General features: G+C 50.9%; 11 protein-coding genes. 6 read left to right on the top strand and 5 right to left on the bottom strand.

Going from position 1 to position 12,089, the window contains the following annotated elements; genetic code table 11:
* The 3 genes from ACO064_RS29130 to ACO064_RS29120 form a co-directional block, all read right to left on the bottom strand.
* Entirely contained in the window at positions 1-1,137 is a 1,137-nt protein-coding gene (locus ACO064_RS29130) for an FG-GAP repeat domain-containing protein (protein WP_421830696.1), read from the bottom strand.
* Positions 1,138-1,167: 30 nt separating this feature from the next.
* Entirely contained in the window at positions 1,168-2,355 is a 1,188-nt protein-coding gene (locus ACO064_RS29125; protein ID WP_421830695.1) for a class I SAM-dependent rRNA methyltransferase, read from the bottom strand.
* 87 nt (positions 2,356-2,442) lie between these two features.
* The gene (locus ACO064_RS29120; protein ID WP_421830694.1) at positions 2,443-3,402 is read right to left on the bottom strand and encodes a zinc dependent phospholipase C family protein; all 960 of its coding nucleotides are present in this window, start codon (positions 3,400-3,402) and stop codon (positions 2,443-2,445) included.
* A 135-nt stretch (positions 3,403-3,537) separates the two neighbouring features.
* Between ACO064_RS29120 and ACO064_RS29115 the strand changes: the two genes are divergently transcribed.
* From ACO064_RS29115 to radC, 3 genes are all read left to right on the top strand, one after another.
* On the top strand, positions 3,538-3,939 hold the full coding sequence (locus ACO064_RS29115) for a Dabb family protein (RefSeq protein WP_421830693.1): 402 nt from the start codon (positions 3,538-3,540) through the stop codon (positions 3,937-3,939).
* Positions 3,940-4,043: 104 nt separating this feature from the next.
* Positions 4,044-4,307, top strand: coding sequence for a 30S ribosomal protein S20 (gene rpsT, locus ACO064_RS29110; protein ID WP_114409604.1), 264 nt, complete (start codon positions 4,044-4,046; stop codon positions 4,305-4,307).
* Positions 4,308-4,425: 118 nt separating this feature from the next.
* Positions 4,426-5,121 carry a RadC family protein gene (gene radC, locus ACO064_RS29105; RefSeq protein ID WP_421830692.1) on the top strand — a complete coding sequence of 232 codons (696 nt, stop codon included), beginning with the start codon at positions 4,426-4,428 and terminating at the stop codon, positions 5,119-5,121.
* Between the two features lie 87 nt (positions 5,122-5,208).
* Here the strand turns inward: radC and ACO064_RS29100 are convergent, their stop codons facing one another.
* The gene (locus ACO064_RS29100) at positions 5,209-5,649 is read right to left on the bottom strand and encodes a hypothetical protein (protein WP_421830691.1); all 441 of its coding nucleotides are present in this window, start codon (positions 5,647-5,649) and stop codon (positions 5,209-5,211) included.
* Between the two features lie 441 nt (positions 5,650-6,090).
* Complete coding sequence (hisB, locus tag ACO064_RS29095) at positions 6,091-7,215, bottom strand: bifunctional histidinol-phosphatase/imidazoleglycerol-phosphate dehydratase HisB (protein ID WP_421830690.1); 1,125 nt, start codon at positions 7,213-7,215, stop codon at positions 6,091-6,093.
* Positions 7,216-7,468: 253 nt separating this feature from the next.
* Here hisB and ACO064_RS29090 point away from each other — a divergent pair, with 253 nt between their 5' ends.
* The 3 genes from ACO064_RS29090 (at position 7,469) to ACO064_RS29080 (ending at position 12,051) form a co-directional block, all read left to right on the top strand.
* On the top strand, positions 7,469-8,428 hold the full coding sequence (locus ACO064_RS29090; protein ID WP_421830689.1) for an NYN domain-containing protein: 960 nt from the start codon (positions 7,469-7,471) through the stop codon (positions 8,426-8,428).
* Complete coding sequence (locus ACO064_RS29085; RefSeq protein WP_421830688.1) at positions 8,428-9,774, top strand: anthranilate synthase component I family protein; 1,347 nt, start codon at positions 8,428-8,430, stop codon at positions 9,772-9,774. Before ACO064_RS29090 ends, ACO064_RS29085 begins: the two co-directional genes overlap by 1 nt.
* A 390-nt stretch (positions 9,775-10,164) precedes the next feature.
* Positions 10,165-12,051: a DEAD/DEAH box helicase gene (locus tag ACO064_RS29080; protein ID WP_421830687.1), complete on the top strand. Its 1,887-nt coding sequence runs from the start codon at positions 10,165-10,167 to the stop codon at positions 12,049-12,051.
* Positions 12,052-12,089: the final 38 nt, after the last annotated feature.

Raw genomic sequence — 12,089 nt, 5'->3', positions numbered from 1 at the left:
CTACTTTTCGTTGAAAAAAATCTCCAGACCGTCTTTGCCGGCAACCACAATGTCCAAACGTCCGGTGCCGCGCAGGTCGGCAAGGGCGAAATAAATACCGGTTCCTTTGCCCTTTCCCGGCTGCCCGTAGGCAATGGTGTGCTTTATAAATTCCTTGCCGTTCCAGGTGAAGTAATAGAGTCCCACATCGTCATACGCTCCGGCGTCGCCATCGTTGTGGGCGCGGTAGCGTTTACCGGTAATGAGTTCCGGTTTTTTATCACCGTCGAGGTCGGCCCACTCCAGAACGTGGTATTGCGATGCTTTTTCGTCGATGCTGTGCTTTTTCCAGCCGCGTTTGCCGCCTTCCAGTGTTTGTTCGTACCAGTGCAACCCGTAGCCGTGTGCCTGCCCCACAATCAGATCGTTGCGTTTATCGCCGTTTACATCGACCACCAGAATCGGTACGCTGGCCTGTTTGCCCAGATCAAATTCGGGATGGAGCGTCCAGGGCCCTTTTTCGCGGTCGGCGGGGGCTTCGAGCCAGCCTTTACTCACGATAAAATCGCTGCGACCATCGCCGTTTACATCACCCAGACCCAGGCCATGATCCTGCGTCGGTGCCACGTCGACCTGCCTGAACGTGCCTCCTTTTTCCAGTTTGAAATATTTCAGTGGATGCTTTGGGTTGTTGGGGACAATTTCGATGACGCCATCGCCGTCGACATCCCAGGCGCGGGTGGTTTCCACATTGCCAACTTTGCCGATGTCGTGAACCGCCCACAAATCCTTTTTGCCAATACCGGGGTTTTCGAGCCATTTCAGATTTTCACCAAACCAGCCGCCGGTTACAATGTCGGCATGACCGTCGCCATTGACATCCAGCGGAATGGTCGAAAAGTCATCATAATATTGGTCGAACCGTTTCTGGTTGCCAATCAAATACCGTTTGCGAAAAAGTGCCTTCGGATCAGCGGAGTTCTCATACCAGAAATCCCCCGAAACCAAATCCGGGCGACCATCCTTATTGATATCGACGACACCAACGGTTTCGTAGCTTTCGGCCGCCACGAAATAGCGGCTAAACAGAATCTCTTTGGAGTCGGTTGCCAGCGAAACCCAACCTGCCAGCGCAATGGATAGGATACTTATCTTCATGCCTGCAAGTTTATAAATAATCTTGGTTTGTTACTCAACCCACAAAACCAATCCTTTCAAATAACCGCCTTCCGGGTGAAATAAATTGACCGGATGGTCGGCGGGTTGGCTCAAATGGTGTAAAACGCGCACCTGCCGCCCGGCTTCGATGGCAGCCGCCACCACCGTATTGTAGAACAGTTCCCGGTCGATCACCTGCGAACACGAAAACGTAAAGAGAATTCCACCTTTTGCCACCCGGCGCAATCCCTCGGCATTCAGCCGTTTGTAGCCCTGGACGGCCCGATGCCGAGCCGACAAACTCTTGGCGTAGGCGGGCGGGTCCAGCACGACCACATCATACTGATCGTCGTGGGCATGCAAGTATTTCATCACATCATCCGCATAGGCTTCGTGCCGGTTCGCTACCTCGGTTTCGCCAAAATTCAGGGCCACATTGCGGTTGGTCAGGTCGATGGCTTTCTGGGAAGCATCCACGGAATGCACCAGGGTTGCCCCGGCTTTCAGCGCATAGACGGAAAAACCGCCCGAATAACAAAAGGCGTTCAACACCTTTTTCCCGGCTGAATAATGCGCCAGCAATTTCCGGTTGTCGCGTTGATCGAGGAAAAAACCGGTTTTTTGCCCGGTAATCCAATCGACCAGAAACCGGTGTCCGTTTTCCATCACCTCGTGCGGTACGTCCGCCCGGCCAAAGCGGTAGGCATTCTGGATCGTGGCCGCATAGTCGTCGGGCAACGTTTCGGCACTTTTGTCATATACGGCCCGGAGCTGATCTCCAAACACATTTTTCAGCGCTTCCGTAATCAGGTTTCGCTCGCGGTGCATCCCGATGGAATGGGCCTGCAAAACCGCGACTCCGTTGTAGATGTCGATAATCAAACCCGTGCAACCGTCGCCCTCGCCATGAACCAGCCGGTAACAATTGGTATCGGGCGGCAAAATGGCCGTTCGGATGCTTCGAATGGCAGTCAGTTTGGCAGTCCAGTACGCGACATCGGGAATGACGGGTTGAAAAGAGAAAATGCGGACCAGAATGCTTCCATTGTGAAAATGGCCGGTCGCCAGGTAAGTCCCTTTTTTGTCCAGTACTTCCACCACGTCGCCATCCTGGGGTTCCCCTTCGGTCCGGACCACGGCTCCGGAAAACACCCAGGGATGAAACCGCCGGATGGCTTCCTCACGCCCGGAACGCAGGTATATTTTGGGTAGATTCATTTTTGTTGACTCGTTGAACGGGCGAAACTACAAAATTCACGGCCCATTGGCATTACGACCCCGCGGACTTTAAGCCCCGAATCGGTCTTACTCTTCTGTTCTGACGTTAAAAAGGCGTTTCCACCAGCTCTGTTTTTCTTCGATCTCTTCTTTCCCATCGACCGCCGTTGTGGCATCCCTGGCCAGTTTTTCCAGATCGGGTTGTCCGGCATCTATCCAGCAGGTATACCAGAAATCACCGACCATTTTAACCGATGCCCGCATCTGTCGCTCTACCTGCCCACGCAGTCGTTCGTGGTATTTTCGGGAGAAATCGTCGGCATATACCTTCACGGTTTGGCCATTTCGCTCTTCAAAACCATATTTCCGGGTTTCGCCTGCCTGGTCGGTCAGTTCTTTTTCAAACCGCAGGACCGAGTCCAGCGCGGCATGGGCGTCGAAAACCGCCCGCCAGGCTGCTTTCTGGGGTGAAGACACATAGGTGGCCGAACCAGTAAAAAAGTCATATTCCGTGCTGAACAGTTCCGGTAGTCTCGATTCCCAGAAACCGTGGATCCCCTGCTGCCCCGTCATCTGCCCGTTGTAGTTGCGGGTGGTATGCAACGGCACATTCGCATCGGCAATGTAATGGCCCAGGTCGGCCGAAATCTTCAGGATGCGTTTGGCGTCGCGGGCCTTGAAAGCTTCGGTCAATTGAAATTTGGCCAGTTGAATGTGCCAGGGCACAATCCCGTGCAGGGCCAGGGTATCTTCTCCATAGCGTTCGGTTGCCTGTTTCCACGAACGCGGTAAGGTCGCCTTCGTGGTATCCGGGTACGCATCCAGGTCGATGAAATGCCGGGGGGCTTCCCCGGCGACGGCATACCGCCTTTTGTCGGGATTGACGGCATTCTCGGTCAGGTAGTCGATGTGCTTCTTATAAAAGCCCAGCATCTCCGGCGGTAAGGTAAACACCGCCAGCCGGTTGATTCGTTTGTGGGCGTAAAACCCCCAATGCGGTTTTCCAGTCGGCAGCGAATAGGCCACCGTTGCGAAAAAAAAGAACACAAATACTTGATTCGAAATATTTATACGATACCTTTGTTCAAACATAGCACTTTAACAAGAAAAGTTTCTACTTTATTTATAAAAGACTGTGTTGTTCAGAATAATATTTGGAATAACATCAATTTCACAATCATCATGAAACGCAAATCCATTGGCTACAGCCTAATTCTTTTCTTCTTCGGAGTTTTTGGCCTTGTTATCTACGGTGCCTACTCACCTGCCAGAAAAGCCCAAAAACAGCAAATTGTCTGCTTTAAATTCAAAGAAGGCACTAAAAATGAAGCGATTGAGCAACATATGCGTGAGTTTGCCGCTTTAAAGCATGAAATTCCTCAGATCATTTCTTACACCTCCGGGAAGACCTTAAACGGGGTTAGCGGTGGTTCTTCCGACTATGATGTGATGCACTACCTCACTTTCCAGAGCGAAGCTGATATTGAGACGTTCAACAAGAACCAAAAGCAACAGGAGTTCGTAAAAAATAATCGGGCCAGTTGGGACAAGGTGTTCACCATCAATTCGGATATCCGCCAGTAACCTTCCCGAATCGTTCCGGTGATCCAAGATTAATTTGCATTGTTTCTCGTAAATCCCTACTTTTGCGGATATTTCTGAGAAACTGTATACTGTACTAATAAGCAATGGCAAATCATAAGTCGGCATTGAAGCGGGTCCGGGCAAACGAAAAGAAACGTTTGTTGAACCGTTTCCAACACAAAACGACCCGTTCACTGATCAAGCGTTTGCGGCTGACTACCGACAAGGTGGCTGCAACTGAGTTGTATAAAACGGTGTCATCGCTGCTGGACAAACTGGCAAAGCGGAATATCATTCACAAAAACAAAGCGTCTAACAACAAGTCGAAACTGGCGAAACTCGTCAACGGACTGGCTGTTGCTGCTTAATTAATTCCGTATCAGTAAACTGCCTGAGCGGTTTATCAATACGCGCAAAACGTTAGAAAAACCTTATCTGATTTTGTTCAGGTAAGGTTTTTTTTTGTCCATCCACACCCACCTTACCATGACTTACGAAAGTTCCCGCAAAATCCGGAGTTGGGCGGAAGAAGACCGCCCCCGCGAAAAACTAATGCTCAAAGGCCGGGCCGCGCTCTCCGACGCCGAACTCATCGCTATCCTCATCGGTTCCGGCACCCGTGACTTGTCCGCCGTCGACGTAGCGAAGGGAATTCTGCAAAGTGTGGGCCATAACCTCAACGATCTGGCCCGGCTGAGTGTCAAGGATTTGTCGAAATTCAAAGGCATTGGCCAGGCCAAAGCCATCAGCATCGTTGCGGCACTCGAACTGGGCCGACGGCGCAAAGAACAGGACCGTCCGCTCCGCTTGCGCATCACCAGTTCCCGGGATGCCTACGAAGAGATAAAACCGCATCTGCTGGACAAGCAACACGAAGAGTTCTGGATTTTACTGTTGAACCGCGCCAATGAAGTGATCCGGCCCGTTCAGATCAGCTCCGGTGGCGTGTCGGGGACGGTGGCAGATCCGAAACTGATCTTCAAACACGCGCTCGAACAACTGGCCAGCGCCCTGATTCTGGTTCACAATCACCCCTCCGGCAATCTGGCAGCCTCCCAGGCGGATCGTGACCTGACCAAAAAATTGAAAGAAGCCGGGCGATTGCTCGATATTCCCATCCTCGATCATCTGATTTTTACGGATCAATCGTATATGAGCTTTGCCGATCAGGGAATTTTATAAGACCGCTGTGATAAAAGACAGCAAAAAAAGACCGGTACGATTCATACAATCATACCGGTCACCGTCTAACTACTCGATCCTATCAGGTTATTTCTTCAGATTGACCGTAATCACGGCTTCTTTTGGGGTGCCATCCGGTTTGGTTCCCGGAAAGGGCTGAACGTCCGATAACGTTACTTCATAGCTTTCGGCTCCCAACTGAACCGTCATCACATCGCGGTTTTTCAATTGGGTTCCGCACTGCCCAATGCACAATTCGCCGGATTGAGACTGCGTTTCGCTTTTCAGCGTAAACTTCACCTGCGCATTCCCGTACCATACGCAATTGGCATTATACGAGCAACGGCTGTCGGAAATACTGTCGACATTCAGGGTTACGTCCTGTTTGACCCGGGCCAACTGGTTCACTTTCACCGTTACGGCCTGGGCGTCTTCGTTGGGCGTTGGCGCTTCTTTGTTGTCTTTTTCGCAACCGACTGCCAGCAAACCGACCAGCAGGAATCCATACAAACTTTTAAATGGTGTCATTTGTTGTTGTCGTTTGTCTGAATGACCCCATTCCAGGAACGACGGTTGGAACCGTTTTGATTTTTTTACGCCTTTTTTCATTAACACCAGTTTTTAGAAAAACCGGGAATCTGCCGTTTTGGTCAATAAAAAAGGGCCTGGTCAGGCCCTTTTACAATCAAATATGGATGATGTTATCAGACGACCCCGAGACGGGGAGAGCCTGCAACAAACATTTACGAACTGAGTCTTAGTACTTCCGTTCCTTGTTTTCCAGCCAACGACCCGCAATGAATGCCGCAGTTAACAAAACAATGTAAAAAACGATGGTTACGATAGTCATGAACATAATAGTACCGGTTTATGAATTGTTGACGCAAAAATAGTAAAAACTGAACGGGAAGCTTACTCATCGAACGATTATTCGATCACTTTACCTCAAATAATCGTTCCCAACTCCGGTTAGAGCACTCCTTTGGTGCTTGGTAAGGTATCCAGTTCTTTCAGATCGCGTTTGACGGCCATCTTGATCGATTTGGCAAAGGCTTTAAAAATCGATTCGATTTTGTGGTGCTCGTTCTCCCCTTCCACTTTGATGTTCAGATTGCAGAGGGCCGCGTCGGAAAACGACTTGAAGAAATGGAAGAACATCTCCGTTGGCATTTCGCCAATTTTCTCCCGCTTGAAGTCGGCTTCCCACACCAGCCACGGGCGTCCCGAGAAATCGATTCCCACCTGGGCCAGGGCTTCATCCATCGGCAGCAAAAAACCGTACCGGCTAATGCCCCGTTTGTCACCCAGCGCCTTGCGATAGGCTTCGCCCAGTGCCAGAGCGGTATCTTCAATCGTATGGTGTTCGTCAATGTGAAGGTCACCTTTCACCCGAATCACCAGATCGGAACCGGAATGGCGGGCTACCTGGTCGAGCATGTGATCGAAAAAACCGATACCGGTTTCGATGGTGGCCCGACCGCGGCCGTCCAGATTCAGTTCAACGTGGATTTGGGTTTCGTTCGTATGGCGGTCCACAACGGCCGTCCGGGCTGGTAATTTCAGCAGTTCATAAATCAGGTCCCAGTTGTCGGTCGACAGCGCCAGGGCCTTCTGCATATCGTCGGTCATGCCTTCCGTGGGGTCCTGCGGAGCAATCAGAATGGCCTTGGCACCCAGATTGACCGCCATCTGAATGTCCGTCAGCCGATCACCGATTACGTAACTTTCCGGCAGATTATAGGCCTCCGTCAGGTATTCCGTCAACATCCCGATTCCGGGTTTGCGGGTCGATGCGCCTTCGTGCGGATACGTCTTGTCAATATGAACGGCTTTGAAATGGATATTTTCCCCTTCCAGGGTTTTCATCATTTTGTAGTGGGCAGGCCAGAACGTGTCTTCCGGAAAAACCGCCGTTCCCAAACCATCCTGATTGGTAACCATCACCAGATCAAAATCGGTTTCTTCAGCAATTTTGCGCAGATTGGAAAGGACTTTCGGAATATATTCCAGTTTTTCCAGCGAATCTACCTGCTGGTCGGGCTGAGGTTCGAAGATGATGGTACCATCCCGGTCGATGAACAGAACTTTCTTCATAAAGCTTTTTAGTGGAATGCAAAGGTAGCGAATGCATCAACTGGAACGGCATTTCTGTATTTTTTTACTACTATTGTACCCAAATAGACTCCCCTACCTATTTTATCGTTAGATAAATATTAAAAAATAAATACGTAACTAACACACTTACAGGTTAGTACAGAAATAGAATGCATGATACTTGCAAGCCAGGTCCTGCCTTTTTATCCAGATCGTAGTTTTATATCGTTTATTTTTTCCATTCCGTAAAAAAATGCACCCAGAAAAATCCTCCAAACTAACCCGTATTGCAGTAATTTATGATGGCAACTATTTTCTTCACGTAAGCAATTATTACAATTACTCCCACGAAAGACGCAGCCGTATCAGCATATCGGGCTTACATGAGTTTATACGGGCGCAGGTGGCCCAGGAAGAGGAAACGGATTTTCGCCTGTGTCAAATTGTCGATGCGCACTATTTCCGGGGTCGTCTGAACGCCCACGAAGCCAGCCAACGCGGAAATCAACTCTTTTATGACCGCTTGTTCGATGACATTCTGATGTCAGAAGGGGTCGTTACGCATTATCTGCCGGTTAAAACCTTTCAAGGCTCGCGTCAGGAAAAAGGCATTGACGTCTGGCTTGCCCTCGAAACCTTCGAACTGACGATTTCCAAAAAATTCGACGTGGTGGTGCTCATCACGGCCGACGGCGACTATGTCCCGCTGATCCGGAAACTCAATACGCTCGGAACGCGCCTGATGGTGCTGAGCTGGGATTTTGAGTATTACAACGACGAGGGCGAGAAAATGGTGACCCGTACCTCCCAGGATCTGTTGGCCGAGGTTTCGTATCCCGTTGCCATGCACGAAATGATCGATACACGGCTTCGGAAAAACGATCCGCTGATTCAGAACCTGTTCGTCAAACAATCGGCGCGGGTGTTACTGGGAAACGGTGCCCCCGTACCGGCGGGCAATGGCTTTGACAGTTATGCCGACAGCGCAGACGATGATTCCGACCCGTCCGAATTTAAAATCAGCACCATTCGCAGCCTCAAAAACGGATACGGTTTTATCAATTATCCGCCCAATAACCTGTTCTTTCACTACACGAGTTTGAACGACATCGATTTCAACGAATTGCAGGTCGACGACGAGGTAAAATTCCGCATCGGGAAAAATGCCGAGAGCAAAGACATTGCCATCGATGTGCATCTGGAGAGTAACTAATGCCACCCACTGCCGGAACCATTCGTCAGGAACGTACCATACCGCTTGAGTCAACGGGTTCACTGCCCGTTGACTTCTGGCAAAAAAAAGCCCTGTCCTGGGCCATGAGTCAGTTTGACCACGTTGTGCTGTTCAACAACAACCAGGCATCGCTTTCGAATGTAGCCCTTCCCTTCCCCGGTTTTCCGAACCGACTGGCCGCCGGGGTCTATCAGCCGGTTGCGTTTCAGCCTGACACCGATCCGTTCCAAACCCTGTTTCGGCACCACCAGCAACATCCGGATTTTCTGATTGGTTATTTTGGTTATGATCTGAAAAACCGGATCGAACCCCTGGTCAGCCGGCACGAAGACACACTCGGTTTTCCGGAAATCTATTTTTTCCAGCCCCTCCACCTCATCGATTTTGACGACGAACACCTGACCGTTCGCTCCTGGGGAAATCCCGATGCGGTAATCGACGCAATTTTGGCCGATTCAACAAAAACGTCACCCGAACCTTCGAAAAACAAATTGGGCAATCCGGTACAAAGCCGGGTTTCGCCGGACGCATACCGCCAAACCGTCCGCCAGATTCAACAGGACATCATCGACGGCACGGTTTACGAACTGAATTACTGCATCGAGTTTTTTATTGAAAACACCGAAATTGATCCGTTAAAGCTGTATGGCGACTTGACCAAACGCTCGCCGATGCCTTTTTCCCATTTCCAGCGAATCCGAAACCAGTACGTGATCGGCGCATCACCCGAGCGTTTTTTGAAGAAAGAAGGCCCAAGGCTCATTTCCCAACCCATCAAAGGTACCATCCGGCGCGGAACGACCCCCGATGAAGATGCGCAACTCCGGCAGCAACTCCGCAGCAGTGAAAAAGAGCAGGCCGAAAACCTGATGATTGTCGACCTGGTCCGCAACGACCTGGCGCGCAGCGCCGAAACCGGCAGCGTTCAGGTGGACGAGCTATTCGGCATCTACCCGTTTCAGCAGTTGTTTCAGATGATTTCGACGGTTTCCGCCACCATCCGGAACGACCTTCCCTTCACCGAAGCCATCCGCTACGCCTTTCCGATGGGCAGCATGACGGGCGCACCCAAAATCCGGGCCATGGAGCTGATCGATCAATACGAAGCGAGTCGGCGGGGGTTGTATTCGGGAGCCGCCGGTTTCATCACGCCGGAAGGCGACTTTGATTTTAACGTCATGATTCGGAGTATTTTCTACAACGCCGATACCGGCACCGTTTCGTTTTCGGTCGGAAGCGCCATTACTTACGACGCTGATCCTCAGCAGGAATATGAGGAATGTCTGCTGAAAGCAGAAGCAATGAGGTCAGTTTTTCAGGCGTAGTTTCGTAAAATAATACAATTAAGTACAGACCAGGCTTGTATTTATCAAAAATTCACCTTACTTTTGCAACAGTTTTCAAGCGGACATCCGTCCGATCTCTGTAAAAGATACTCTTCATGGGATTTTTTCTATTACCACAGAGCTGCACGGATGTCAACCGGTTAGGGGTTTAACATTCGTTGGGCGCATCTGTTGGGGCAATTGCATTGGTGAATCAAGTTTCACTTTGGGCTAAGCTGGGCATTTTCGGGGGTTCCTTCACGTTTGTATCTCAAATTTTCACGTATCGTATGCCGATTTTTCGCAATCGGATCTGCATGGCCGTGCAGCACGAGCACTTCTGCCGATAAACGCTTGTAGTAGTTTCATTTTTAAAAACTCTTACAAGGTATGACTCCTGAAATCATTGAACAGGAAATTATTGTTACGCCGGGCATTCCCCAGCGTACCTTCGCCGATCTGAATCTTTCAGACGAAATTTTACAAGCGGTAACTGAAATGGGTTTTACGCACCCCTCTCCCATTCAGGCCGAAGCCATCCCTCCCATTCTTGCCGGTCGTGACGTGATTGGTCAGGCTCAGACAGGAACCGGAAAAACCGCAGCTTTTGGCATTCCGGCCATCAACATGATTGATGTGGCCGAACGCCATCCGCAGGTGCTGATTCTGTGTCCAACCCGCGAGCTGGCCGTCCAGGTTTCGGAAGAGATGCGGAAATTATCGAAATTTAAAAGGGGAATCCGCATCGAAGCCATCTACGGTGGTGATTCGATCGACCGTCAGATCAAGTCGCTCAGAACCGGTGTTCACATCGTCATCGGTACGCCGGGCCGCGTCATGGACCACATGGAGCGCCGGACGCTGAAACTGGACAATGTCCGGATGATGATTCTGGATGAAGCCGACGAAATGCTCGACATGGGCTTCCGCGACGACATCGAAAGCATTCTGGAAGACATGCCGGAAGAACGTCAGACGATTTTGTTCTCGGCCACGATGTCGAAACCGATCATGACGATCACGCAGCGCTTCCAGAAAGATCCCGTTCTGGTGAAAGTGGTTCGGAACGAACTGACCGCCCAGAACATCGAGCAGGTGTTCTTCGAAGTGAAACCGAAAGCCAAAGTGGAAGTGATGTGCCGTTTGATCGACATGCACAACCTAAACCTGCTGCTGGTTTTCTGTAACCAGAAGAAACGCGTCGACGAAATCGTTGAAGACCTGCAAGTCCGTGGTTATCAGGCAGAAGGTCTTCATGGTGACCTGCGTCAGGCCCAACGGAACAACGTGATGTCGAAATTCCGGTCGGGTGTTACCAACATCCTGGTTGCCACGGACGTAGCCGCCCGCGGTATTGACGTCGACAACGTAGACGCCGTTATTAACTACGACATTCCCCTCGACGAAGAATATTACGTACACCGGATTGGCCGGACGGGCCGCGCCGGAAAGTCGGGCAAAGCCTTCTCACTGGTGGGTAAAGACGAAAAATACCGGCTGCGCGAAATCCAGAACTACACCAAAGTTCGGATCGAAAAAGGCGTTATTCCATCTTTCGAAGACATCGTTGGACTGCGCAAGGCCCGTTTTATCGAACAGGTAAAGCAAAGCATCGAAACCAGCACCGATCTGAATCTGTATGACGATCTGCTGACGGCCCTGCATCACTCCGGTTTTTCCACCGAACAAATCGTTTCGGCACTGGTGAAACGCGGAATGGGGATCGAGAAAAACGAATTCTCAGACCAGAATCTGGGCCATGACGATGACCGTCGGGAACGGAAAGAAGGCGGATCACGCTTCGGTGATCGCGGTGGACGGGGCGAAAGCAGCGGACGCTTCGGTGATCGGAGTCGCGGAGAAAGCGGTTCACGTTTCGGTGATCGCGCTGGCCGCAGCGAAGGCCCCGGCCGGTTTAGCGAACGCGGTACCCGCGGTGAAAGCCGTTTCGGTGACCGGGAACGTACTCCCCGTTTCGGTGGTCGGGAAGAAGGTCGCAAGTTCGAGCGCGATGATAACCGTGCACCCCGCGAGCAGGAAGCCAACATGACCCGGTTGTTTGTCAGCGTCGGTCGTCGCGATTTCATCCGTCCGGGCGACATCGTTGGTGCCATCGCCGGCGAAGCCAACATTCCGGGCAGCAGCATCGGTCACATTGATATTTTCGACAAACATACCTACGTTGACGTCCCCCGCGATGTCGCCAATCGCGTGGTGGATGTCATGGAAGGCAACACGATCAAAGGCAAACGCGTTCAGATTGAAGTCGCACGCTAAGTTGTCTGCTTATGACTATTAAAAAAGCCGCTCTGGAT

The sequence above is a fragment of the Larkinella sp. genome, from assembly GCF_965227735.1.
In the GTDB taxonomy this organism is placed as follows: Bacteria; Bacteroidota; Bacteroidia; order Cytophagales; family Spirosomataceae; genus Larkinella.
This window is presented reverse-complemented; position numbering and strand designations above follow the sequence as displayed.